This window comes from Mycobacterium sp. NGS66 (assembly GCF_059812225.1).
In genome coordinates this window covers 590,624-614,494 of the sequence record NZ_JCALCG010000002.1, presented here as the reverse complement: position 1 = coordinate 614,494, position 23,871 = coordinate 590,624, and the positions used below count along the sequence as shown (strand labels likewise).

Below are 23,871 nucleotides of genomic sequence, written 5' to 3'. Positions count from 1 at the left end.
TCGGTCGGCGGAATGCGCGACCGACTACAAGTTCAGCAGCTTATGTTAGCCTTCGCTAAGTTGCATAGGTCTGCTGGCCGCGGTGGCTGGGAGGCACCGGGGGGTGCGGGAGGTACGAGCGTGAGCACACCGGCCTCGCGACGCCGCGGCGTCGCACTGGACCACGAGGTGTTCGCCGGGAATTTCTCGCTCCGGCGCGTCGACCCGGACCGGGACCTGGAGCTCGTGCACTCGTGGATGAACGACCCCGAGGTAGCCCGCTTCTGGAAGATGCCGTGGCCCCGGGCCGAGATCGCGTCCTACCTGCACCGGCAAGACCGCAGCCTGCACTCCACGCCGTACCTGGGCATCGTGAACGGTGTCCCGAACAGCTACTGGGAGCTCTACCACGCCGATCTTGATCCGCTCGGCCAGCACTACGCCGCCCGCGAGCACGACGTGGGCTTGCACATGCTGCTGGGCCCGGCCGAATGCCGCGGCCGCAGACTTGCCGCGCAAATGATCCGCTCGGTCGTGGCCCGGCTGATGAGCCGAGACCCGCGCACCCGGGTGGTCGCCGAACCCGATGTCGAAAACACGCGGGCAATTCGGACTCTGGAGGCGCTCGGGTTCCGGCGTGCCGCCGATCTCGATCTGCCGAGCAAGCGGGCCGCGCTGATGGTGCTCGACCGGGACCAGACCGCATAACCCGCCACCGCGCCTGAACGTCGAAAGGTAACCGCCATGCCGCGCACACTGGGCTGGATCAGGCAGTTCCACGCACCGCCTTCGCCCGACAGCCTGCCGCTGCTGGTTTTCCCACATGCCGGCGCCGGCGCATCGGCTTACCGCGAATTCTCGAAACGGCTCAGCGCACGATTCAACGTCGTCGTGTTCCAGTACCCGGGTCGTCAGGACCGGGCCGGTGAGCCCTCGTTGTCTTCGCTCCCGGATATCGCCGCGGGAGCATTCGGCGACTTCTCGACGTCGAATCACCACCGTGGCCTGCCGATCGTCACATTCGGTCACAGCATGGGCGCGTTGGTCGCATTCGAGTTCGTCCGGCTCGCCGAAGAATCGGGCATCGACGTGCGGCGGCTCATCGTCTCCGCGGCGGTTGCACCGAGCAACGTCGCCGCCAAACCACCACATCCGCAAGACGACGAAGCAATCCTCAACCATCTCGCAGCACTCGAGGGCACCGACATCGATGTGATGGCGAATCGCGCACTGATGAGGCTGGCGCTTCCAGTGATCAAAGCGGATTACCGGGCCTTCGACGCGTACACCTGTGCGGACGACGTGAAGGTCGTGGCTCCGATCCACGCCATGGGCGGTGACCAGGACCCATATATCACGCTGGGCGATCTGTACGGATGGGGTAAACACACCGACACCGTCGCGGTCACCATGTTCGACGGCGGACACTTCTACCTGACGTCGCACATCGAGGCGGTCACCGAGCTGTTGGTCTCGAGCGCCTACTGCGAGCAGACGACTTGAGCGACCGCAGTGCCGCCGTCGCCGCACCAGCCGACCCGATCGTCATCTCCGGAATGGCGGTCGAGGCCCCGGGCGGAATCGACACCCCGGGCGCGCTGTGGTCGGCACTGGTCCAAGCCAGCGAGCTGCTCGGCCCGTTCCCGCGCGATCGGGGCTGGACCGTCGACGACCTGCTGTCGGCGTCCCGCGTCGCCGACGGTTGGCGGCAGGTCTGCGACTCCGGCGGATTCCTCGACGGCGCAGCGGCATTCGATCCGTCCTTCTTCGGCCTGACCCATCACGAGGCGACGGTGATGCACCCGCAGCAACGGGTCGCGATGCGGGTGGCGTGGAAGGCGCTGGAGAACGCCGGAATCAACCCCGGCTTGCTCGAAGGTTCCGAAGGGGGCTGTTTCGTCGGGATGTCGATGACCGAATACGGCTCACGCACGGCCGTAGCCGACGATTACACCGGGTTTCGGACGGTCGGCATGGGACAGTTGGGGGGCGCCGGCCGGATCTCGCACTGCCTCGGCCTGGTCGGTCCGTCGATGACGGTGGATTCGGCGTGCGCCTCGTCGTTGACGGCAGTGCAGTTGGCGGCCAACGCGATTCAACTCGGCGAGTGCGATTGGGCGGTGGCCGGCGCCGCTTGCGTGCTGGGAGAGCCGACCGCGTTCTACGAGTTCTCCCGGCTCAATGCCATCTCCGCGGATGGACACTGCCGCGCCTACTCCGACGACGCCAGCGGCACCGTCTGGGGTGAAGGCGCGGGAATGGTTGTCGTCGAACGTGAATCGCGAGCGCGCCAGTTGGGGCACCGGATTTACGGCCACCTGCTGGCCATCCGCACCAACCACAACGGCAAGGGCAAGCCGATCCTGGTGCCCCGGGCGCGGGCGCAGGAGCAGCTGGTACGCAAGACCATCGATGCTTCAGGGATCGACCCGGCCGATGTCGGGATGATCGAAGGACACGGCACCGCAACCCCGGCCGGTGATCCGCAGGAATTGACCGCCCTGCTCAACACCTATGGAGCGGGCGGGTCCGAGGCGCTGCTGGGTTCGATCAAGTCGAACGTCGGCCACGCGCAAGCCGCGTCCGGGATCCTCGGGCTGATCAAGCTGCTGCTGGCGGGACAGCACGGCCACGTTCCGCCAACCCTGTTCTCCGACAACCCATCCAAGACCGTCGACTGGGGTCGGACGGGTCTGCGCCTCGCCACCACGCTGCAGCCCTGGGAGGCGAAAGACGGCGTCCGCTACGGCGCGGTGTCGTCATTCGGCGCGGGCGGCTCCAATGCGCACGCAATTATTGCCATGCCGACGAGGCCCGGAACATGAAGCCGCTCACCTACCGGCTCCCGGACGGCAGCATTCCCGTTCTGGTGTCGGCGGATACCACCGATTTGCTGCAACGTGAAGCGGCAGCCTTGTTTTCGTATGCCGCGGCCCGCCCCGACGTGGCACCGCAAGCGATCGCCGACATGCTGTTTCGGACTCGTATCCCCCGCCGGCACCGGGCGCTGGCGATGGTGGCCGACCGCGACGAATTGCTCGACGCGCTGCGGGCGGCTCGCGATGGCCGCCAACATCCGGCACTGGTATGTACGGACACGGCCGCCACGAGCCGCCGAATCGCCTACGTCTTTCCCGGTCAAGGCGCCCAGCGCCCGGGTATGGGGCGGCTGTTCTATGACTCGGTGCCCGCATTCCGGGACGAAGTGAATCGATGCGCCGAGGCGTTCACGAACCGGCTCGACGAATCACCGCTGGAATACCTTCTCGACGAACATCTTTCGGCGCAAGACAACGCCCGCACCGTACAGCCGGCGCTGTTCACTCAGATGGCCGGCCTGGCCGCGATGTGGCGGTCGTTCGGAGTCGCGCCGGACGCCACCGTCGGGCACAGCCAGGGCGAGATCGCCGCGGCCTATGTGTCCGGGATGACTACCCTGGCCGACGCCGTCAGCATCGTCGGGATACGCGCACGCGCCGCCGACGAGTTCGAATCCGGTGACTACGCAATGGCGGTCGTTGCCGCCGGCCGCGACAGGTGCGAAGACCTGCTGGCTCGTTGCTCGGGCTGGGCCGAGCTGTCGGTGGTCAATTCGCCAGGCATGGTGGGGATTTCGGGCGATCGGGAAACCGTGCAGGACATCGTCGACACGCTTACCGAGCGCGGCACGTTCGCGCGCGTCATCCGCGTCCAATATCCGGCGCATACCAGTTTGATCAACTCGCTGGCCGGAAAGATTCGCACTGCCGCGCAGCGTGAGCTGCAGAACGCAAACTTTCTCGGCACCGATATCGACTGCCTGGGCGCCACCCTCGGGGCCCGCATCACGCCCGAACTGTCGCCCGAAAAATATTGGTTCCTGAACCTGCGCAACACCGTTCGCTTCGACAAGGCGATGGCCGCAGCGCTGGAACTCGGCATCGACACCTTCGTCGAACTGGCCGAGCATCCCACGCTGCAGCTGGCGATTCAAGAGAATCTCGCCGCCCGGACTGATGAACACCAACGCCTCATTGTGGGCACCTCACAGCGACCGGCCACCGATTTGCGCGAGTTCACCCGCAACCTCGCGCACCTTGCCGTGCACGACCTGGACTATCGGTGGGAGTGCCTGGGCACCGAGCCCGACGGCCCAATCCCGTTGCCGTTGGTCGATTTTCCCAACACCCAGATGAACGAGACCCGGCTGTGGCAGGTGTACCGCCCGCAGCTTTCCCCGGCAGCAACCTCGGAGCCGGAAACCGAACCCACACCGGCGCGATTTTTCGTCGAGCAGTGGATACGGCTGTCGCAGCGCTCGCTGGTAGCGCCCCGTGCCATCGGCATCATCGATCACACCGGCACCCAGGCCGAACTGGCCACCGCCGTGCACCGTGCCGCCGAGGCCATCGGCGCCACGGCTCGTCAGATCGATGTCGAAAGCGTCCCAACCGATCTCAATACCTTGGTCATACTCCTTCCCCGGTCCCCGAGACTGGACGACGACGCCGCCGCGGCCGCGGTCACGGCCTTCTTTTCGAACCGCACGTGGTGGCCGGGACTGAACTCCTCGATTACCGACTGCTGGCTGGTGACGGTTGGCGGCGAGGCAGTCGTGGCCGACGACGCGCCGCCGGATCCGGTACACGCCGCGGCGAGCGCGGGCTTTCGCAGCATCGGCGCGGACCATCCGGGCACGGGCTTCAAACACATCGATCTGCCGCCAGCGGCTTCGATCTTGGAGGCGTCCGAAGCGATCGTCGCCGCGCTGCACACCGCGGCCGAACCGGAGCTGGCCCTGCGCGACGGCGGCCTCTACGCGAAGCGGATCGTCGACGGCGATGCGGGGCCGGACACTGACGGCGTCGCACCCGAGCATGCCCTGATCATCGGTGGCACCGGCAACCTCGGGCTGGAGTTCTGCGATCACTTCGCCCGACGCGGCGCCCGCCGGATCACGGTGGTGAGCAGGTCGGGTGCGGCCGCCCCAGCCGTCGCGGATCGGCTACGCGCAATCCGTTCGGACACATCGACTGACATCCGCGTCGCCCGATGCGACGTGGGCGACCCAGCGGCGGTGGCGCGGCTGGCCGCCGGGCACGACGGCGCCCCGGCGGATCTGATAATCCATGCCGCAGTTGACTATTCGGCCGTCGAATTCGCCGAAATCACCGCGGAGAAGGTGGAGCAGGCGTTGCGGGCCAAGGTGCTCGGCATCGCCCGGGTGCTCGAGACGTATCCGCGGACCGAAGACTGTCGCGTCGTGCTCTGCTCTTCGGCGCGGGCGACCATCGGCGGCCGCGGCCAGGTCGTCTACGCCGCCGCCAATCGAATGCTCGATGCTATGGCGCATCGCCTCCGCGCCGAGGGGCTGGACTGCGTTTCCGTGCAGTGGGGCCAGTGGACGGTCCACTTCGAGCTGGACGCGGCCAGCACGGCGCAGCTCGACGCGATCGGTGTGATTCCGATGAAGCCGGCGGACGCTCTAGCGTTGGGGACCAGGCAATTTCACCACAATGCGATCGTCTTGGCGTACGACTTCGACCGTGCCCGCCCGATCCTCGAGGCCTATGGCTACGGACCCCTGATATCTCAGCTGTCCGACCCGCAATCGCCGTCTATCCAACTCCGTCCCCCCGTTGAGTCCGATGTCTCGCATCGGCTGCTGGGACTGCTCGCGACCGCCATCGGTACTGACCGTCCCGAAGACATAGACGTCACCATGCCCATGGTCGCGATCGGCTTGGACTCGTTGCAAGCCCTCGAACTGCGCCGGCGAGTCAAGATCGAACTCGGCCATGACCTGGAAGTGTCGGATCTCTTGGGCGGGGCGACGATTGCGGATGTGCTGGCCAAATTTGGCAGCTGAGCTACTGCATTCTTGCGATCATGGAACAGCTGGGTTTGACGGGCCATAGCCACCGCGCACGTCAAATACAGGGCTGCCGTCGTCAACCGGGTTCGTCGTCGTCTTCGTCGCGCAGGAATCGTTCGGGGTGGTGAAACGAATTCGTTCTTGGCTGTCCGTGGTCTAAGTGCGGTGGCGGTATCCATTCGGTCTGGCCGTGGGCGTTGGTGCGGGTGGTCCAGCCTTTTTCGACGAGCCGGTTATCTGGGCCGCAGGCCAGGGTGAGATCGGTGATGTCGGTGCGGTGCGTGGTGGTCCAGCCCTGGACGTGGTGGGCTTCACTGTGGTAGGCCGGCGCTGGACAGCCCGGTCGGCTACAGCCGCGGTCCTTGGCGTAGAGCATGATTCGCTGTGCGGGTGAGGCGAAGCGTTTGGTGTGATACAGGGCCAGGGGTTTGGCGCCGTCGAAGATGGCCAGGTAGTGGTGGGCGTGGCTGGCCATCCGGATCAGATCCGACATCGGCAGTAGCGACCCGCCGCCCGTGTGGGCTTTGCCCGCGGCGGCGTGCAACTCCTTGATAGTGGTCATCGCGATGATTGATACCGGCAGTCCGTTGTGCTGACCCAGGTCTCCGGAGGCGAGCAGCGTGCGCAGGGCGGCCACCAGTGCGTCGTGATGGCGCTGGGCCTGGGTTCGGGTGTCGCGGCGCACCGCGTCCTGATCAGGAGTGTCGTCGATGATGGGGATGTCGTCGTCGGGGTTGCAGGTGCCGGGGGCGCCCAGTTTGGCTAGGACGGGTTCCAGGGTGGCGCGGGCCTCGGGGGTCAGATACCCAGAAAGCCGGGACATGCCGTCGTATTCCTGTTTGCCTAGGGTCAGGCCGCGCTTGCGGGCGCGCTCGGTGTCGTCGAGTTCGCCATCGGGGTTGAGCCAGTCCATGACTTTCTGGGCGTATTGGGCCAACTCGTCGGGGCGGTAGTGGCTGGCCTTGTCGGCGAGGTCGGCCTCGGCGGCGTCGCGGGTGGGCAGGTCGATGTCGGTGGGCAGGTGGGAAAAGAAGCTGCGGATCACCTTGACATGGCCGTCGCCGATCAGCCCTTGGCGTTGGGCGGCCGCGGTGGCGCTGAGCTGTGGGGCCAGCGGTTCGCCGGTCAGCGCCCGGCGCTGGCCAAGATCGTCGGCGTCGGCGATGCGCCGGGCCGCTTCGGCTTTGGTGATCCGCAGGCGGTTGGCCAACGCCGTGGATAAGGTGCTGCCCAGTTCTTGTTCGCCTGCTTGAGCTTTGACTTGGTTGATCAAGGTGTGCTGCGGGGCGCGCAGCCGACGGGTCAGGTGTTCTAGCCGCTCCAACGCGCGCAAGCGTTCGGGGGTGGTGAACACGTCAAAGGACAACCCGCACAATCGGTCCACCTCGGCATCGAGCGCGCGAAAGACCTCCACGACCTCTTCACGACTGCTCGAACCCATGCCTCAAATTGTATGAAGGGCCACCGACAAGTTTGGCAATCCGCCAACGACTCAAACCCAAGTGGCACAAGTGATTTAACAACCAACGCTGAGACGCAAAAGCTTCCAACTTCGGGTCGAAACTGGAGCTTTGCGTCTGCTCGCGCCTACGAAGCGGTCGGCGGCTCATTCCGCCGATGGCCCGCCGCGCACGCGCTGAGGCTCGGTTTACAGCCGCTGTAGTTTCCGAGACATGATTCGCTGTCCTGGTGAGGCGAAGCGCCACCGGTGAAGCACTTACCCGTGGCGGCTTCCCGATCCTGCAGATCCTGCAGCGTGAGCGTCGCGCTGAGCGACACCGGAAGACCGTTGTGCTGAACCAAATCTGGCAACGATGCGCCGTGGACTGGGATGCTGTCGCCCACTGATCAGCGTTACGCGAGCGATCCCGCGGGGGCTGCCACAATTCGCAACCCGTGAGTGGGCCTCGGTGGATGCGTTGGGTAGCCAGTCTATTCCGTTAGGACAGCAGTGAGCAGACGCAAAATCCCCCGAAACCTAGGCGTTTTGGGGGATTTTGCGTCTGCTCGCCGGGCACTCAAACGGATTGGTATTCACCGCTTCTCCCCATCGGGGACGGGTCGGCTGCACCGATATGGGCGCCGAGCACTCGGTCCGACAGCAGCCCCAGGCAGCTCAGGTTCGGAAATCCAGGGCCCTCGTTGAGGCCAGACAGATTGGGCAAGATCAATTTCGGTGTGACACCGGCAACGGCCAAGTCGGGACCGATCGACTCCTCGAGCCGCTCACCGGTCAGCGGCCCACCCAGCCCGAGCTCCATCAAGTCCACGGCATCAGGGCTCAGCAGCGGCATGAACCACAGTGCGTCAGCACCGGACCCGTCGATGACGAGGTCGAAGCGATGCAGCGTTTCCAGCGGTTCACCGGAGCGCTCGGTAGACAGCGTGATCCAGATCGTGCTGTCCCGATCGACGACGCGCATCACCCGTCCGCGCAGATGCTTGATCCGCTCGTCGGCCAGCAATGACTCCTGAACCCGGGCCGAGAAAACGCCCCGATCGGTTCGGGCAATGCAGTCGCGCCGCTCGGCCTGGGTGAGGCTGCGCCAGCCGGTGGGATCGGAGAACAGTGAGTTCTCGAAGAAGCCCTCCCCGCGGGTGAACAGGGTCGCTTGCGGCGAGATAGCCGTGATCGACGAAACCCGATGGTGAAAAAGCTCATTGAGCATCGACGCCGCGGTCTCTCCGCCACCGATGACCGCCACATTGTCGGCGACGATTCGGTCGTGGCGCGCGGCACGCTCCCAAAACTGCGCGATCGACAGCACTCGCGGATCGCCCGACCGGATACACCGCTCCGCCTGACCCGGCCCGGTGATCATGACCGCATCGGCGGACAACCGCCCCTCGGAGGTCTGCAACTCCCACCGCGCTCCGTCTACACAGAGCCGAACCACCTCGCCGCGAACGACTTTCAACCCGGCCACTTCGGCCGCCCAGCGCAAATATCGAGCCCAGGTGTCATGGGTGGGCGACGGCCTGCCGCGGTCGATCCAGCCGACGAACTGGTCGGTGGCCACCAGATACGACTGCCAACTGAACCGCATCATCTGCTCGTCGAGTTCGGCGTTGCGGCCCGGCACCAGCGATGACCGGTAGGGGAATCCGACGTCCTTTTCGGGGCTGGTGCCCAATCGCTGACGGCCGTCGGTCCAGCCCCCGCCGGCGCGCCAGTTGGCCGCCACGCCGGCGCGTTCGACGGCGACGACGTCGGCCACCTCGACGCCCATCTCGCGCAGCACCGCCGCCTTGGCCGCGACCGCCACCGCTTTGGCGCCGGCCCCGACTATCGCGAGTGTGCCGCTCATGGAGCCCCGGCCGGCAGCGCACGGTCATGCGGACCCACAACCCCACCTCCGTCCGGCAGCTTAGCTCAGGCTGTCCTAACTTCGTGTACGCTACCGTATGTTCCGCAAGCAGGACATGCCTGCCCCGAGGGAGCCGCCGAGTTTGCCTGTAACTCCTGCCCAACCGGCCGAAACCGCAGCACAACCGGCCTCGCTGCAGGGCTTCGTGCCGTTCCCACCCGACCGCGCCGCACGATATCGCGCGGCTGGCTTCTGGGCCGGTCGCTCCGTCGACTCCGTGCTGCGGCACGCCGCAACGGCGTGGCCCGGCCGCGTCGCCGTGGTGGACGACCTCGACAGCTATACCTATTTCCACCTGGACAAACTCGTCGACCAAGCGGCGGCGGGATTCGCCGCGCTGGGCATCGCACCCGGGGACCGGGTGCTCTTGCAGCTTCCCAACTCGTGCCGATTCGCCGTCGCGTTGTTCGGGCTGCTGCGCGCCGGGGCCATCCCGGTGATGTGCCTGGCCGGGCACCGCCTGGCAGAGCTGAGCCACTTCACGCGTGTCAGTGACGCCGTCGGTCTGGTCATCGCCGAGACGGCGGGCGGTTTCGACTACCGGTCGATGGCCGAGCAGCTGGTCAGGGCACATCCGCAGCTGCGCCACGTGATCGTCGACGGCGATCCCGGGCCGTTCGTGTCCTGGTCCGAACTTTCCGACGGCGACGTCCCCCGACTTGTGGCCGATACCGCTGGTCCTGCCATCCTGCTGGTGTCGGGTGGCACCACCGGCGCGCCCAAGCTGATCCCCCGCACACACGACGACTACGTGTACAACGCCGCCGCGAGCGCAGAACTGTGTCGGCTGACCGCCGACGACGTGTATCTGGTGACGCTGCCGGCAGCGCACAACTTTCCGCTGGCGTGTCCCGGCATCCTGGGCGCGCTAACCGTCGGCGCCACAATCGTTTTCAGCGCCAACCCCAGCCCCGAGGCCGCATTCGCCACGATCGCGCGGCACGGGGTCACGGTGACCGCGCTGGTGCCGGCGCTGGCCAAGCTGTGGGCCCAGGCCTGCGAATGGGAGCCGGTGACACCGAAAACGTTGCGGCTCTTGCAAGTAGGTGGCGCCAAGCTGGAGCCCGAAGACGCCCGCAGGATACGCGCCACCTTGACGCCCGGGCTGCAACAGGTATTCGGGATGGCCGAAGGACTGCTGAACTACACCCGGCTCGACGATCCTCCAGACGTGGTCGAGCACACCCAGGGGCGGCCCCTGTGTGCGGCCGACGAACTGCGCATCGTCGACGCCGCGGGTGAGCCGGTCGCACCGGGCCAAGACGGCGAACTGCTGGTACGCGGTCCATACACATTCAACGGCTACTTTCGTGCCGGGCCCGACAACGCCCGCTGCTTCGACCCCGACGGCTTCTACCGCTCCGGCGATTTGGTACGGCTGCGAGACGATGGCAACCTGGTGGTCACCGGTCGGGTCAAAGACGTCATCTGCCGGTGCGGTGAAACGATTTCGGCGCAAGACATCGAAGAGCAGATGCTCAGCCATCCAGGCATCTGGTCGGCGGCCGCGGTTGCGCTGCCCGACCCGTACCTTGGGGAAAAGATCTGCGCTGCAGTCGTTTTCGACGGCCCGCCGCTGACGCTGCCGGAGTTGAACGCCTACCTGGACCAGCGCGGTGTGGCGGCACACGCCAGGCCCGACATGCTGGTCGCCATGCCGTCACTGCCCACTACCGCAGTCGGCAAGATCGACAAGCGGGCCATCGCACGCCAGGTCGACGCCGGCCGCTAAACGCCCCGGGACGCAGCGTCCGCGGCGCGGCACGGCGAAGCGATACGCTCTGCACAGGCGTTCGTATCAAGGGTCAAAGGATGGCTGTGGCGGATCGATTGTCGGCGCGTGAGGCCAAGCGACTGCAAACTCGAGAACGCCTGATGGGTGCGGCGATCGCCGAGTTCAAGCGGGCGGGAATGGCCGAGGCGGACGTCGGTGCCATCGTCACTGCGGCCGGCGTCGCACATGGCACATTCTTCTTCCACTTCCCCACCAAAGAACATGTCCTGCTGGAGCTGGAGCGACGCGAAGAGGAGCGACTTGTCAAGCAGTTCAACCAGTTTCTGAAGACCCCACAGGCGCTTTCGGCGGTACTTGCTGAAGCGGCGCGCCTGGTGATCAGCCTTGAGCGTCGCCTCGGCGACGAGTTGTTCCACGACTTTCTGGCGTTGCACTTCTCGCAAACCCGTCAGGCCAATGAGGGCGGCCAAGACCATCCGCTGATCGTGCTGGTGGCCAAGCAGATTGAGCTCGCACGCGCCGGCGGGCAGATCGATCCCGACGTCGATCCGATGAACAGCGCCGTCTTCTTTCTGCTGGGGCTGTATGCGCTGTTGATCACCACCCGGGATTGGCCGGCACGTCAGGCCCTCATTGACGATTACCTGACGAGAACGCTGCGAAGCCTGCAACGCCCCGTGTGAGGCCACGCTTCTTGTTGACTTCGGTCAGTGTTGGTAGGTTAGGATGCCATGCATCTGCCGACCGCCAAGCGACGCCGGCATTCAGCCGCAGCGACCGCACCACAAGCCAACGATGGGCGCGACGGGGGACTCGACGAGCATTTCCATGACTCCCGGCTAGCGCAGCGGCACGCCGATAAGTGGCTGATCAGTGGCAGCGTCCTCATCGGGACGGCGGCACTGGGCATTTTCGGCCTGCCGCTGTTCTTGCGGGGGGTGTACCTACTCCGGCGGGCACAACGCGCAGGTCTGTCGGTTCGCCCGATGCTGGTTACCTTGCTCGGCTACCTGGTGCTGATCGACGCCGCTATCAACACCATGGGGTGGGCGCTGGACACCGTGGCAAATCACACGCTGCTGGCCCGTGTGCTCTTGAACGGGTGGGGCAACATGTTCGACGGCGGATATTTCTGGCACTACAACGAATTGTGGGTCGGCGGAGCGGCGGGGCCTGGTGAAAAGGCTTGGGAATTCGGGTTGATCGCCACCGTCTTCACCATGCGAATGGCCGCTGCGATCGGCTTCCTGCAGATGAAGCGCTGGGGGCACCAGTGGATGATCATCACCTGCTGGATGGGCGTGGTGATCTGGTGCGGCTATGTGTTGAACATGACGATGTTCGCCGATGTCCGCTATGCCGGAGTAGTGCTGCCGGTGATCGGCTGGTGGCTGTACGACATCTTCTACATCAGCCCGTTTCTGGCCATTCCCTACCTGCACACGGTGAATCGGGAACTCTTCACCGACTGAGCGAGCCTCGGCGTGCCCGACTGTGCAATCTGCGACGCGACACACCGGGCACCTGTCGTGCCATTCACACTCGGCGCATGCAGCGGCCCCGGCCAGGTAGTCATTGACTTTAGTCAGTCAAAGGACTAGAACGTCAATCTATGGCATCGCACGCCACGCTTTCGCCGCGCAACGTGCGCCGACTGAAGACGCGGGAACGCATCCTCGGCGCGGCGATCGCCGAGTTCAAACGTTCGGGCATGGCCGACGCGGAAGTCGATGTGATCGTGGCCGCAGCCGGCGTCGCCCACGGCACGTTCTACTTTCACTTCCCCACCAAGGAACACGTCCTGCTCGAGTTGGAGCATCGCGAAGAAGCGCGTATCGCCGCCGAATTCGGCCGGTTTCTCGGACATGACCATGACCTGGCATCGGCGTTGGCCGAACTCGTCAGGATGGTGACGGGACTAGAAGCGGTATTCGGCCGCAAGCTCTTCAAAGAGCTGCTGGCGCTGCACTTTTCGCCGTCGCGGCCCAGCTCCGATGATTGGACCGACCATCCGGTGATCGCGCTGTTGGTCGACGAGATCGAACGCGCCCGCGGTGACGGAACCGTCCACCCAGAGGTGGACGCCTTCTACAGTGCGACGTTTTTTCTGCTCGGCATCTACGGCGTGATCACCACAACGGACGTCGACGCCCGCGACGCGATGCTTCAGGAGTTGGTCGCCTCGGCCGTACGTGGGCTGGAGGTCCGGTGACCGAATCAGCGCCGCCAACATGTCAATCCTCGACAAGGAGACCGGGTCATGGCTTATGTGTGGGAAATCCTCCGCTACGTGGCGGCGTGGGGCGGCACCGTTCTGATCATCGTGTTCTGGTACTGGATGTTCTCCAACATCGGCACGTTCTGACCGGCAATGACCGAGCTGTCTGACGCCCACGCGATGGAATTCGAACGCAGTTGTGCGGTATCGGCAGTTGCGTTCAGCGAGCGACGTCGCGAGGGCGCGCGACTGGTCAGTGGTGATCGGCGCAGCTTTGGGCTGAACACGGCATTTACACACGTCTACGTCCCATACCCGTTCCCCACTGCCCGCTGGACCCAGCGCACCGTCACTTGTGGTGTCGCGCTTCAATGTTCGCCCTCGAAGGAACGTCTTATCGAATATCGGTTGCATGAGCTGACACATCGCGAGCTCAGCGCGCTCACCCTGGTCGAGGCCGGCGTCGCACTTGGCTGGGTGGCTTGGCGATGGCCGGGTCTACTCGGTGAGATGGCCCGCGCGCTGCCCGGTCTGACGGTCCGGCCCGCCGACATGGACGCCGGCGACATGCTCGACTGCGCCGTGAAAATGGCTCGTACCAACCAGTCCGTCGATCTCGACCCCTTGATCGGCGTGCTTCCGTTGGCTCACACGATGCCCCGAGGACTGACCGACAGACTGCGCCGCACATTCGGCAGGATGCCCTGGACCACCACCCAGCAGCGGCTCCCCCGGCCTTACTCCGTTCCCGTCGGCGGTGACGGCGGAGTACGCAACTCCAACCTGCCGCCGCCAAATCGCCCACAGGACAACGATCTCGACATCGCGCCGGACCATCGGGCCGGTATCCCGTATCCGGAGTGGAACGCGTGGACCCAAAGCTTTCTACGCGACCACGTCGCCGTGCTGGAGCGCGCCGACCGCCCACGGGCGGTCAAGCCGGTAGCGGTGTCTGCGGACGTGCGCAGCTGGTTCGAGAAGCACACCCACCGCGCGATGAAGGGCGGACTGGAAGACGGCTCGGACATCGACGTCGACCAATATGTCAGCCATTTCACCGATTTGGTGACCGGCGAGACGGCCGAGCCGCGAATCTTTCGCGAGCTGCTGCCCGCTGACCGCGACGTCACCACCGCGCTGCTCCTCGACGGCAGCTCGTCGTTGGGTGTACACGGCGGCCGGATCTTCCAGTTGGAATTGGCGTGCGCAGACGCGCTTTCGCGCGCGATGAAATTTGCCCGCGAGCGCCACGGCGTCTTCGTTTTCACCGGCAACACCCGCCACCGGGTGGAGGTCCGGTGTCTCAAGGACTTCGACGAATCACGTCTGATCGCGCCCAGTGGTATGGGCCTGACAACCGCCGGCTACACCCGGCTGGGTGCACCGCTGCGGCATCTGACCAGCCGACTGCTCGCCCAACCATCCGAGCGCCGACTGCTGATCGTCATTGGCGACGGCCTGATCTCCGACGAGGGTTATGAGGGGCGCTACGCCTGGGCCGACACGGCCCACGCTGTCGAGGAGGCCAACGATGCCGGCGTCTCGGTCTACTACGTCGGCGTCGGGCCGGTGCGCGTCGACCCGCTCCCAGAGGTCTTCGGATCGCGCCGCTCCCAACGCATTCGGCGGGTGGAGGAATTACCCCGGGTGCTCGCCCACGTCCATCGTGAGCTGGTCGCGGCCTGAACCACGAATGCAAGCAAAAACTCGAAGAAGGAAGACATGACTACCGACGCCTATCTGGCCGTAGGCAGTGAAGTCCGGCTGTTCGAGCAGGCATACCACCGCCGCCTTCCGGTGATGCTCACCGGCCCCACCGGATGCGGTAAAACCCGACTGGTCGAGCACATGGGGATGCTGCTGGGCCGGCCCGTCGTCACCATCAGTTGCCATGACGACTTGACCAGCTCCGATCTCGTCGGCCGCTTCATGGTGACCGGTGGCGACGTGGTGTGGACCGACGGCCCGCTCACCCGAGCGGTCAAGGCCGGCGCAATCTGCTACCTGGACGAAGTGGTCGAGGCCCGGCACGATTCGCTGGCGATCCTCCATTCGCTGACCGATCACCGTCGGTCCCTCTACTTGGACCGCGCGGGTGAAGTCGTCCAAGCACCCGACACGTTCATGCTGGTCTGTTCGTACAACCCGGCCTACCGCAGCTCACTCAAGGAGCTCAAACCGTCCTTCCGGCAACGGTTCGTCACCCTGGCAATGACGTACCTGCCCGCCGACAAAGAGGCCCAGGTGATCGTCGCCGAGACGGGGGTCTCGCCATCGACCGCCCAGCGACTCGTCGGGTGCGCGGCCGCGATCCGCACCGCCGACGAAGCGTTCCACTTCGAGCCACCGTCGACCAGGGTTTTGGTGACGGCCGGGCAGTTGATCGCCGCCGGCGCAACGGAACTGGAAGCCGCTGACGCCTGCATTCTCGCTCCACTCACCAGCGATGGCGCGATCACCGATGGTTTGCGTGAAGTGGCGGCGGCATGTCTGACCGGCGAGACGTCAGCACGATAGAAAAAAGGGGCTTCGATATGGATCAGAAAGAACAGAAACGCAAACGCGCGTTGATCATTCTTCAGCTCGTCATCTATGGCTATCTGCTGGCAATGTTTCTCATCCAGCTCTACATGTCGTTCGTGCGGGGCTGGTGGAACCTGTGAGTTCGACTGCATTAGGCCGACTCGCGTTGAGCGGCAAGAAGTTCGATGAGGCGCTCGGTCTCGACGAACATCACGACCAGTCGCGCAACGCGCAACGGCGTGCCGACAAGTGGATGATCGTCGGTGCCGCACTGATGGGCATGTGGGCGCCCGGCCTGATCGGCTTCCCCATCTTCATGCGCGGAGTCTGGTTGCAACGGCAGGCGTTGCGCGCCGGCCTGGCGGTCCGCCCGATGATCGTCACCTTGATCGGCTACCTGGTCCTGATCGACGGAATGCTCAACAGCCTGGGCTGGGCCTTGGACCTGGTCGCCAATCACACGCTGATCAACCGCGTGCTGATGGCCGGGTGGGGCAACATGTTCGACGCTGGGTACTTCTGGCATTACAACGAGTCGTGGGTCGGTGGGGCCGCCGGGCCGGGCGAGAAGGCGTACGTGGCCGGGTTGATCTTCACCGTGTTTTCGATGCGCGTGGCCGCGGCCGTCGGCTTCCTGCAGATGAAGCGCTGGGGGCACCAGTGGATGGTGGTGACCTGCTGGATGGGGGTGGTGATCTGGTGTGCCTATGTCTTCAACATGACCATGTACGCCGACGTCCGCTACGCCGGAGTCGTGTTCCCCGTCGTCGGGTGGTGGCTCTACGACATTTTCTACATCACGCCGTTCCTGGCCATCCCGTACCTGCACACCGTGAACCGCGAAATCTTCTCCGACTGAGGACAATTCAGGAGCACCCATGACCGAGAATTCCGGCGTCGAGACGAAGCCGACCGAGGACCTCCCGCCCGGTACCATCCCGTATTACGCGCGCATGCACAGGTGGATCAAGCGCGCCACGTTGGTCTGTCTGATCGCTCTCGTCCTCGAGGGAGCCTTCACCTTGCCCTTCATGGCGGTCTATTACGGTTATCCGACGTTGAGCCTCACCCAGATCTGCAGCGAGCTGTTGAAGGTCCGCTACTCCGACGACACCTTGGAGTGCAAGTACCCGTATCCGCCGCTGGGACCGCCCGAAGGCGCCGCAGCCAAGGCCACCGCGAAGGACAAGTGGGGCATCCAACCGACTCCGCAATACCACCGGCTGGGATTTCGCGAGTTGGTGCGCATACACGACGAGCGCATTGCCCGTCAGAAAGCGGCTCAGCAGCAAACCAGCCCGCATCCCTGACCCCCAGCTGGCGCGGTGCTAGGTTCGACCGCAGAGCGAAGGAGCCAGGGGTGGATTCGGTTTTGTTCGGTTTTCTGACGATAGTCTCCTTGGTCATGGCGCTGGTGTTCGTCACCATTGCGGCTGTATTCGTCAAACGCCTCGGAGATCGTGCGCCTACTTCGATGAGCGAGGACATCGGCAGCGCCAAGACAGTTACCCGGAAATTGCGCAAGCGCGAGCCGATGACCAGCGAGGAGGTGGCGTACGCGAGGCGGGTCGTCGCCGATCGCAGCTCCTGGATGGCGTTTTGCATTCCGGGCGCGTTATTCATGGTGGGCTGCTTTTACGTTTTCGGAAGTCTTTACCACTTGCATGGAGCGAACCCGTCCGAGCGGACATTTCTCGGCGCATTCCCGATGTTGGCTTCACTGAACTTCACCGCGCAGCTGCTCAGAAGTAAAAGGTTGAAAGGGCGGCTACGCAACCTGCCCTGACGCATCGCGAGGTAGGCGGTGCGCTCAGCCGCTGACGGGGCTTCGCCGCCGCATGCCGGCGGCAGTCTTTGCCGATCGATTGTCTATTAGGTACATCACCGTCTACTATCTGGATGGGCTGGGGCCGGAGCCGGGGCGGGAAGCGATGTGCGGACAAGAGTCGAGAAGGTGATCGAGTGAGCCCTCGTTCGGTCGGCAGGACGGTCTTGGCGCGCGTCTGGATGCCCTTGGTTGCCGTCGTTGCGCTCGTTGTGGGTGCAATCTGCATGTGGAAGGTGCACCAGTTCTCCGCTCCGCCGCCCGTCATCACGGTCAATGGCCCGGCAGCTCCGGAGCAGTCCACTCCCAAACGGCTCACATATGAGGTGTTCGGTTCCGTCGGCGAGGGCGGGATGCTCGTCTACCTGGACATCGACGGGCATCCGCATCGGGTTGATTTCACCGTGTTGCCGTGGTCGCACACCGAGACGACCACGCTCACCGTGGTGTCCGGCAGCATCTCGGCGCAGGTTCACGGTGGCCAACTCGGCTGCCGGATGTTGGTGAATGGCGTTGTGCGCGATGCACAATCCGATAGTCATGGGGATGCCCACGTCATGTGCAGGGTGAAATCCGCATGAGCGCGCCGCGACCGAAACGACCTTTTATACCGAGAACGGTTCGCGTCCTGGCAATACCGATCATCGCTTTCTGGGCGCTGCTCGCCATATCGACGAATACCTTTATGCCACAGGTGGAACGCGTCGCAGAGGAACTCGCGGGGCCGATGGTTCCGCACTATGCGCCGTCGCAGCGTGCGTTGCTGCACATCGGCGAGAAGTTCCAGGAGTCCAACTCGACCAACCTGACCATGCTGGTTTTGGAAGCCGATCGGCCGTTGGGCGATGGGGACCACCGGTACTACGACGATTTGGTGCGCCGCCTGAAGCATGACGTCAAGCATGTGCAGTACGTCATGGACCTGTGGGGCAAGCCGATCACCGCGGCGGGGGCGCAGAGCGTCGACGGCAAAGCCGCTTATGTGCTGCTGCGCCTCGCGGGCGACATCGGCCAGATGCAAGCAAACGAGTCGGTCAATGCCGTCCGGCAAATCATCGCGAAAGACCCGCCGCCGCAGGGGCTCAAGGTCTATGTGAGCGGGGCGGCGCCGCTCGCCTCGGACACCGTGGCTATTGCCAATTCGAGCCTGAACAACATCACGATCGTGACGATCATCCTGATCGTCACGATGTTGCTACTGGTGTACCGCTCCATCACCAACGTGCTGGTGCCCTTGCTCGGTGTGCTGATCGAGATGCTGGTCTCGAAGGGCGTCATCGCAACTCTCGGACACTTGGGCTACATCGAACTGTCGTCATTCGCGGTGAACATCGTCGTCGCGCTCACTCTCGGGGCGGGGACGGACTACGGCATTTTTCTCATGGGCCGCTATCACGAGGCGCGACTAGCCGGCGAAAGCCGCGAGGACGCCTTTTACACCGCCTATAAGGGCGTCACGCCCGTCATCGTCGGCTCAGGGCTGACCATCGCGCTGGCGTGTTACTGCTTGACTTTCGCGCGGCTCAACTACTTCCACACCATGGGGCCCGCCGTCGGCATCGCCATGCTGTTTCTGGTCGCGGCGGCCCTGACCCTCGGCCCGGCCATTTTGACCGTGGGCAGCCTGCTCGGGCTCTTCGACCCCAGACAGCAGCACAAGGCGACGCTGTATCGACGGATCGGGGCGAGCGTGGTGCGGTGGCCGGTGCCCATTCTCGCCGCCAGTGCCACTGCGGTATTGCTCGGGGCGATTTTCGTCCCGACGTACCGGCAGAATTACGATGACCGCGCGTATCAGCCGCACGACGCGCCCGCCAAATTGGGTTTCGCGGCGGCGGATCGGCATTTTCCGAAAAGCAAACTGTTCTCCGAAATGCTGATGATCGAGACCGACCATGACATGCGCAACTCGGCTGACTTCATCTCGTTGGACCGGGCGGCCAAAAGTCTGGTTCGCCTTCCCGGAGTCGCGATGGTGCAAAGCATCACCCGCCCTCTGGGACGACCACTGGAACATGCGACCCTGCCGTACCTGTTCACCACGCAGGGCAGCGGAAACGGTCAACAGTTGCCGTTCAACATGCGGCAGAACGCCAATACCGCCGAGCAGGCGGAGATAACAAGCCACTCTGTCGAGGTCTTGCGGAAAGAGATCGTCTTCTTCCAACGGATGTCCGACGAGTTGCACAAGACGGTTCTCACCGTCCAGGATCTGCAGCAGATCACCGATGAGATGAATTCGGAGATCTCCAATCTCGACGACTTCTTCCGGCCGATCAAGAGCTACTTCTATTGGGAGCGCCACTGTTTCGACATTCCCATCTGCTGGGCATTCCGATCGCTCTTCGACGGGCTCGACAACATCGACCACCTGGCTGCCGACATCAAGGACGCCAGGGCTTCCCTCGAAGCGTTGGACAAGCTGTTACCGCAAGTCATCACACAGCTGAAACTCACCGCCGATGACTCGGAGTCATTGGCCGCTTTGTTGGTCAGCACCTACGGCCAGACGGCTTTGCAATCCACCCAGACCGACCAGACCTTCGACGACCTGATCAACGTAGGCCTCGATTTCGATCGGGCTCGCAGCGACGACTTCTTCTACATCCCCCATGAGGGTTTCGACAACGACGACGTCAAGACCGGCATGCAGCTGCTGATGTCGCCGGATGGCAAGGCCGCGCGGTTCATCATCACCCACGAGGGCAATGCGATGGGGCCGGAAGGCGTGCAGCACGTCGAGCAGTTCCCGGCTGCTCTCACCTCGGTGCTGAAAGAGACCTCGTTGGCCGGCGCGCGGATTTATATCGGCGGGTCCGGATCGAATGACAAGGACATCAAGGAATACGCCGCGTCGGATCTGCTCATCGTGGCGATCGCCGCCTTCGTGCTGATCTTCCTGATCATGTTGTTCCTGACGCGAAGTCTGATGGCCGCCTTGGTCATTCCCGGCACCGTGGCCTTCTCGTACGCCGGCGCTTTCGGCCTCTCCATACTCGTCTGGCAGCACCTCATCGGTCTGCCCCTGCACTGGCTGGTGTTGCCGCTGACGTTCATCATCCTGGTGGCGGTGGGTTCGGACTACAACCTGCTGTTGATCGTCCGAGTCAAAGAGGAACTGCACGCCGGGCTGAACACCGGTCTCATCCGCGCGCTCGGAAGCACCGGTGGCGTGGTGACGTCCGCGGGTCTGGTGTTCGCATTCACCATGCTGGCCATGCTCACCAGCGACCTGAGGACCATCGGCCAGGTGGGTTCGACCGTATGCATCGGCCTGTTGCTCGACACACTGATCGTGCGATCGTTCGTGGTGCCGTGCATTCTGCGGATCCTCGGGCCCTGGTTCTGGTGGCCGACCCTGGTGCGTAAACGTCCGCTGCCGCAACGATAAAAGCGTCGTACCGCGGGAAGAACCATGTCGCGGTGCGCAAGTCGATATCGCCGGCGATATCGAATTGAAATCATCGGCCAACCGCTGCAGGGGCGGACGTGCCCGACGATCGGCAGTACCATCTGCCTGGATGGCAAATCGACCCCGGCGGAGGAACTTTGCCTGCTCAGCAAACGATGGATGTCACGACCGCAATCCATGTCGCCCAGCTTGTCAGCACCACCTATGCCACGTTGCCGAGCGACCTGACGAATGCCGCGGGTAAGTCGGTCAGCGCCGGCGGGATCGACTACACGGTGATAACGACGATTTACGCGAACGATCTTGCGACCGACATCAACCCGAGCCGGGGCAATGCCGACGTGTCCATCGGGCTGGTCTGCCAGGCGTCCCAGACCGGCGATGTGGTCGTCGCGATCCGGGGCACCGTCGGGATCTTGGAGTGGCTTCACGACGTCGAATTCGGGCAAGTGCCATGCCCTTTCCTGGCCGGCGCGGGCCATACCGAAGACGGCTTCACCGCCCTTTATGAGTCACTGAGAATCGGTGTCGCGCCGAACTCGACGACACTGGTGCACGCATTGGAACAGCTCTCGTACCCCCGTCCGGTCAGCTCACTGACGATTTCCGGTTACAGCCTGGGAGGAGCCCTCGCGACGCTGCTGGCTCTCGACGTGGCAGCGAACACCAGCTTCCGCGCGCCGATCGTTTATACGTACGGCAGTCCGCGCGTAGGGGATTCGCTGTTTGCCCAAACCTACGACCAGGTGGTGAAGGCTTCATACCGCATCGCGAACCGGCTGGACATCGTCCCGGCGTTGCCTCCTCCGGTGAACTATGAGCATGTGCGGAATCCCTATGAGCTGAACCCGATTCGACTCCTCCCGTTTCCGCCGAAGGTTCTCGTCAAGTTCAATCCCGGGTGCGAACATGCGTTGGAAACGTACCTGTACCTCTTGTCGCTCCGATCCGGCGGCCCGGTCCTTCCACTGCAACCCAGCTGCCAACCCTGAACGCTCAGGCTGCCGCCTTCTGGACTAGCGCACGAATCTTGGCCTCCGTGGCGGCATCCAACGAGGTGAAGGTCCACGCGACCGGGTGCATGTGGGCGCCCTCCTCGCGTGCGGGGTTCACGACTTCGCCAAAGCCGAACGCGATGAAGTTCCGATCCGGTTTGATGTAGCAGATGTCCTTGCCGTCCTTCACATAGAACGGCAGTCCCCAACGGACGATCGGCTGCAACGACGGCGCGCTCTCCCGGATGATGTCGTGCAGGCGGTTTCCAATCTCCCGGTACGGTGCCGGGGCTTCACCGAGTTTGGCGAGGACGGCGGCGTCGCCCTTCTTGGTGAACATGTCGTCAAGACCTCCTCGAGGTTCCTCGGTCAGATCGTCGATAGTGACAGTACTACTCTCGAAATGAGAGTGCTAGTGTTATTTGGTGGCGACTCAGGCACGGACTCGTCTCGCGCGGCGCGCAGTCATCGACGCCGCCGGCTCGCTGTTCCTTGAGCGTGGTTACGGGGCGACGACGATCGATGCGATAAGTGCCCGCTCGGACGTCCCGGCGGCCACCGTATATCGGTTGTTCTCGTCTAAGCGGGGGATCCTCAAGGCACTGCTGGATATATCAGTCGTCGGCGACGACGAGCCTGTTCCGATGCTCGACCGCCCGTCGGTTCGATCGCTGTTGGCCGATCCGGACCCGAAACACATGCTGGCCAGTTTTGTGCACGTCGCCGCCGAGGTGAACGCGCGGATGTCCGCGATCTATCGCATCCTCGTCAGTGCGGCCGCGTCGGACGACGGCGCCGCGACGCTGCTCGACGAGTTGACCCGCCAACGCCACGAGGGGCAACGGCAGGTTGCTCGTGCGCTGGCACGACGGCGGTTGTTGCGCGGGACGCTGCGGGAGCGTGATGCCGCCGATATCGTGCACGCCCTGGCGTCTCCCGAGGTCTACCGGTTGCTCGTCGTCGACCGAAGCTGGTCGCCGGATCGATACGAGACGTGGCTTACCGAGACCCTCGTCGATCAACTTCTCGCTGCCGCGACTCGTCGGTAGGCCAGCAGCTACCGTGCCTGTACGAGCTGATTTCCGTCGGCGTCGAAGAGCTCTTTGGACCAGCGGTCGAGGAGTTCGGTGGTGTCCCAGTCGTCCGGGTGGAAGCCCGCCCGGTTGTAGGAGGCGATGCGACGACGGGTCTCGGCGCTCACCAACGGCGATTTGCGGAAATCGTTGAGGCTTCGCAGCAGCCGTCGCGGGTTGTAAGACGCGCGGTCGCGGGCCATCGACCGGAGCGTCTGGAAGACCATCTCGGCCAAGAAGATCACGGTGGCAATTCGCATGGCACGCACCCGGGTCCGCTCGGTTCCGCCGACGGCTCGGAAGACGTCGAAGGCCACCGCTTTGTGCTCGCACTCTTCGAAGGCGTGCCACAGCAGTATCGAGCGCACGTCCGAACGGCCGAGCAAATCCAACATTTGGTCGTCGGTGAGCAGGAGCTCCGCCAACGTCGCCGTGTAGTGCTCGAGGGCGGCGGTGCCGGCCAGCGCCATCTCCGTGGAGAACACCTTTTCGAGTTTGGCGAGCAACCATGTGACGTGGCGGTCGAACCGGGCGGTGGGATAACCCATTTCCTGAAGTCGGTCGTTGAGCATTCGGTGTTGGTAACGGTGGGTGGCCTCCTGGGCGATGAACCCCTTCACCGCCTGCTGCAGGTCCGGGTCGGTCACCTGGTCGCGATAGTTGCGGACGGAACGGATGAAAAAGTCCTCACCCTCCGGAAACACAGCGGACAGCATCGCAACCAAATGGCTCATCACCAGGTCGTCGCCGGCGAAATGCTTACGGCTACCCGCGGGAAGCGTGAACTGGACCCGACGGGCTTTCAGTGCAGGCCGCTTGGCAGGCGGTGTGCTGGACATCTATCGGTCCTCCTATCGGTAGGCAGCCTTAATCTGACAATACGCCTAGT

The 23,871-nt window shown here is 64.2% G+C and carries 22 protein-coding genes; 18 read left to right on the top strand and 4 right to left on the bottom strand.

All coding sequences use genetic code 11. The annotated features are described in order from the left end of the window. Positions 1-120 precede the first annotated feature (120 nt). The 4 genes from AC5Y2L_RS07355 (at position 121) to nbtC (ending at position 5,827) form a co-directional block, all read left to right on the top strand. Positions 121-687: a GNAT family N-acetyltransferase gene (locus AC5Y2L_RS07355; RefSeq protein WP_499934177.1), complete on the top strand. Its 567-nt coding sequence runs from the start codon at positions 121-123 to the stop codon at positions 685-687. 36 nt (positions 688-723) lie between these two features. Further along, on the top strand, positions 724-1,482 hold the full coding sequence (locus AC5Y2L_RS07350) for a thioesterase II family protein (RefSeq protein ID WP_499934176.1): 759 nt from the start codon (positions 724-726) through the stop codon (positions 1,480-1,482). Next, positions 1,479-2,804, top strand: coding sequence for a beta-ketoacyl [acyl carrier protein] synthase domain-containing protein (locus tag AC5Y2L_RS07345; RefSeq protein ID WP_499934175.1), 1,326 nt, complete (start codon positions 1,479-1,481; stop codon positions 2,802-2,804). Before AC5Y2L_RS07350 ends, AC5Y2L_RS07345 begins: the two co-directional genes overlap by 4 nt. 65 nt (positions 2,805-2,869) lie before the next feature. Then, a complete protein-coding gene (nbtC, locus tag AC5Y2L_RS07340; protein WP_499934301.1) occupies positions 2,870-5,827 on the top strand; it encodes a nocobactin polyketide synthase NbtC in 2,958 nt (985 codons plus the stop codon). A gap of 82 nt (positions 5,828-5,909) precedes the next feature. On the opposite strand, the gene AC5Y2L_RS07335 is transcribed toward nbtC, so the two are convergent. Further along, the gene (locus tag AC5Y2L_RS07335) at positions 5,910-7,274 is read right to left on the bottom strand and encodes an HNH endonuclease signature motif containing protein (protein ID WP_499934174.1); all 1,365 of its coding nucleotides are present in this window, start codon (positions 7,272-7,274) and stop codon (positions 5,910-5,912) included. Between the two features lie 577 nt (positions 7,275-7,851). After that, positions 7,852-9,141: an NADPH-dependent L-lysine N(6)-monooxygenase MbtG gene (gene mbtG, locus AC5Y2L_RS07330; protein WP_499934172.1), complete on the bottom strand. Its 1,290-nt coding sequence runs from the start codon at positions 9,139-9,141 to the stop codon at positions 7,852-7,854. A gap of 193 nt (positions 9,142-9,334) precedes the next feature. On the opposite strand from mbtG, the gene AC5Y2L_RS07325 reads away from it, so the two are divergent. From AC5Y2L_RS07325 to AC5Y2L_RS07265, 13 genes are all read left to right on the top strand, one after another. Next, on the top strand, positions 9,335-10,933 hold the full coding sequence (locus AC5Y2L_RS07325; RefSeq protein ID WP_499934300.1) for a (2,3-dihydroxybenzoyl)adenylate synthase: 1,599 nt from the start codon (positions 9,335-9,337) through the stop codon (positions 10,931-10,933). 80 nt (positions 10,934-11,013) lie between these two features. Beyond that, positions 11,014-11,619: a TetR/AcrR family transcriptional regulator gene (locus AC5Y2L_RS07320; protein ID WP_499934171.1), complete on the top strand. Its 606-nt coding sequence runs from the start codon at positions 11,014-11,016 to the stop codon at positions 11,617-11,619. A gap of 48 nt (positions 11,620-11,667) precedes the next feature. Continuing rightward, positions 11,668-12,408, top strand: coding sequence for a hypothetical protein (locus AC5Y2L_RS07315; protein WP_499943714.1), 741 nt, complete (start codon positions 11,668-11,670; stop codon positions 12,406-12,408). A 140-nt stretch (positions 12,409-12,548) separates the two neighbouring features. Further along, the gene (locus AC5Y2L_RS07310; protein WP_499934168.1) at positions 12,549-13,148 is read left to right on the top strand and encodes a TetR/AcrR family transcriptional regulator; all 600 of its coding nucleotides are present in this window, start codon (positions 12,549-12,551) and stop codon (positions 13,146-13,148) included. A gap of 159 nt (positions 13,149-13,307) precedes the next feature. Next, positions 13,308-14,840, top strand: coding sequence for a nitric oxide reductase activation protein NorD (locus tag AC5Y2L_RS07305; protein WP_499934166.1), 1,533 nt, complete (start codon positions 13,308-13,310; stop codon positions 14,838-14,840). Positions 14,841-14,876: 36 nt separating this feature from the next. Further along, positions 14,877-15,671 carry a CbbQ/NirQ/NorQ/GpvN family protein gene (locus tag AC5Y2L_RS07300; protein WP_499934165.1) on the top strand — a complete coding sequence of 265 codons (795 nt, stop codon included), beginning with the start codon at positions 14,877-14,879 and terminating at the stop codon, positions 15,669-15,671. Positions 15,672-15,688: 17 nt separating this feature from the next. After that, on the top strand, positions 15,689-15,817 hold the full coding sequence (locus AC5Y2L_RS07295; RefSeq protein WP_499934164.1) for a hypothetical protein: 129 nt from the start codon (positions 15,689-15,691) through the stop codon (positions 15,815-15,817). 113 nt (positions 15,818-15,930) lie between these two features. After that, complete coding sequence (locus AC5Y2L_RS07290) at positions 15,931-16,536, top strand: hypothetical protein (RefSeq protein WP_499934298.1); 606 nt, start codon at positions 15,931-15,933, stop codon at positions 16,534-16,536. 19 nt (positions 16,537-16,555) lie between these two features. Next, a complete protein-coding gene (locus AC5Y2L_RS07285; RefSeq protein ID WP_499934162.1) occupies positions 16,556-16,987 on the top strand; it encodes a hypothetical protein in 432 nt (143 codons plus the stop codon). A gap of 50 nt (positions 16,988-17,037) precedes the next feature. Then, entirely contained in the window at positions 17,038-17,463 is a 426-nt protein-coding gene (locus AC5Y2L_RS07280; RefSeq protein WP_499934161.1) for a hypothetical protein, read from the top strand. Between the two features lie 221 nt (positions 17,464-17,684). Beyond that, entirely contained in the window at positions 17,685-18,083 is a 399-nt protein-coding gene (locus AC5Y2L_RS07275; protein WP_499934297.1) for an MmpS family transport accessory protein, read from the top strand. Next, positions 18,080-20,893 carry an MMPL/RND family transporter gene (locus AC5Y2L_RS07270; RefSeq protein WP_499934160.1) on the top strand — a complete coding sequence of 938 codons (2,814 nt, stop codon included), beginning with the start codon at positions 18,080-18,082 and terminating at the stop codon, positions 20,891-20,893. The genes AC5Y2L_RS07275 and AC5Y2L_RS07270 overlap by 4 nt, the downstream gene beginning before the upstream one ends. A 176-nt stretch (positions 20,894-21,069) precedes the next feature. Then, positions 21,070-21,906 (top strand): lipase family protein, encoded by an 837-nt coding sequence (locus AC5Y2L_RS07265; RefSeq protein ID WP_499934158.1) that lies wholly within the window; start codon positions 21,070-21,072, stop codon positions 21,904-21,906. Positions 21,907-21,910: 4 nt separating this feature from the next. Here AC5Y2L_RS07265 and AC5Y2L_RS07260 read toward each other — a convergent pair whose 3' ends face one another. After that, positions 21,911-22,249: a DUF1801 domain-containing protein gene (locus tag AC5Y2L_RS07260; RefSeq protein WP_499934157.1), complete on the bottom strand. Its 339-nt coding sequence runs from the start codon at positions 22,247-22,249 to the stop codon at positions 21,911-21,913. 85 nt (positions 22,250-22,334) lie between these two features. Between AC5Y2L_RS07260 and AC5Y2L_RS07255 the strand changes: the two genes are divergently transcribed. After that, positions 22,335-22,958, top strand: a complete 624-nt coding sequence (locus AC5Y2L_RS07255) for a TetR/AcrR family transcriptional regulator (RefSeq protein ID WP_499934156.1) — start codon at positions 22,335-22,337, stop codon at positions 22,956-22,958. Between the two features lie 8 nt (positions 22,959-22,966). On the opposite strand, the gene AC5Y2L_RS07250 is transcribed toward AC5Y2L_RS07255, so the two are convergent. Continuing rightward, positions 22,967-23,821 carry a metal-dependent hydrolase gene (locus AC5Y2L_RS07250; protein ID WP_499934154.1) on the bottom strand — a complete coding sequence of 285 codons (855 nt, stop codon included), beginning with the start codon at positions 23,819-23,821 and terminating at the stop codon, positions 22,967-22,969. Between the last annotated feature and the right edge of the window lie 50 nt (positions 23,822-23,871).

Excerpts from the sequence above, each read along its gene's own strand:
- AC5Y2L_RS07350 (WP_499934176.1), top strand. The coding sequence starts at position 724 with ATGCCGCGCACACTGGGCTGGATCAGGCAGTTCCACGCACCGCCTTCG.
- AC5Y2L_RS07335 (WP_499934174.1), bottom strand. The coding sequence starts at position 7,274 with ATGGGTTCGAGCAGTCGTGAAGAGGTCGTGGAGGTCTTTCGCGCGCTC.
- mbtG (WP_499934172.1), bottom strand. The coding sequence starts at position 9,141 with ATGAGCGGCACACTCGCGATAGTCGGGGCCGGCGCCAAAGCGGTGGCG.
- AC5Y2L_RS07320 (WP_499934171.1), top strand. The coding sequence starts at position 11,014 with ATGGCTGTGGCGGATCGATTGTCGGCGCGTGAGGCCAAGCGACTGCAA.
- AC5Y2L_RS07315 (WP_499943714.1), top strand. The coding sequence starts at position 11,668 with ATGCATCTGCCGACCGCCAAGCGACGCCGGCATTCAGCCGCAGCGACC.
- AC5Y2L_RS07310 (WP_499934168.1), top strand. The coding sequence starts at position 12,549 with ATGGCATCGCACGCCACGCTTTCGCCGCGCAACGTGCGCCGACTGAAG.
- AC5Y2L_RS07305 (WP_499934166.1), top strand. The coding sequence starts at position 13,308 with ATGACCGAGCTGTCTGACGCCCACGCGATGGAATTCGAACGCAGTTGT.
- AC5Y2L_RS07300 (WP_499934165.1), top strand. The coding sequence starts at position 14,877 with ATGACTACCGACGCCTATCTGGCCGTAGGCAGTGAAGTCCGGCTGTTC.
- AC5Y2L_RS07295 (WP_499934164.1), top strand. The coding sequence starts at position 15,689 with ATGGATCAGAAAGAACAGAAACGCAAACGCGCGTTGATCATTCTTCAG.
- AC5Y2L_RS07290 (WP_499934298.1), top strand. The coding sequence starts at position 15,931 with ATGATCGTCGGTGCCGCACTGATGGGCATGTGGGCGCCCGGCCTGATC.
- AC5Y2L_RS07285 (WP_499934162.1), top strand. The coding sequence starts at position 16,556 with ATGACCGAGAATTCCGGCGTCGAGACGAAGCCGACCGAGGACCTCCCG.
- AC5Y2L_RS07275 (WP_499934297.1), top strand. The coding sequence starts at position 17,685 with ATGCCCTTGGTTGCCGTCGTTGCGCTCGTTGTGGGTGCAATCTGCATG.
- AC5Y2L_RS07270 (WP_499934160.1), top strand. The coding sequence starts at position 18,080 with ATGAGCGCGCCGCGACCGAAACGACCTTTTATACCGAGAACGGTTCGC.
- AC5Y2L_RS07265 (WP_499934158.1), top strand. The coding sequence starts at position 21,070 with ATGGATGTCACGACCGCAATCCATGTCGCCCAGCTTGTCAGCACCACC.
- AC5Y2L_RS07260 (WP_499934157.1), bottom strand. The coding sequence starts at position 22,249 with ATGTTCACCAAGAAGGGCGACGCCGCCGTCCTCGCCAAACTCGGTGAA.
- AC5Y2L_RS07250 (WP_499934154.1), bottom strand. The coding sequence starts at position 23,821 with ATGTCCAGCACACCGCCTGCCAAGCGGCCTGCACTGAAAGCCCGTCGG.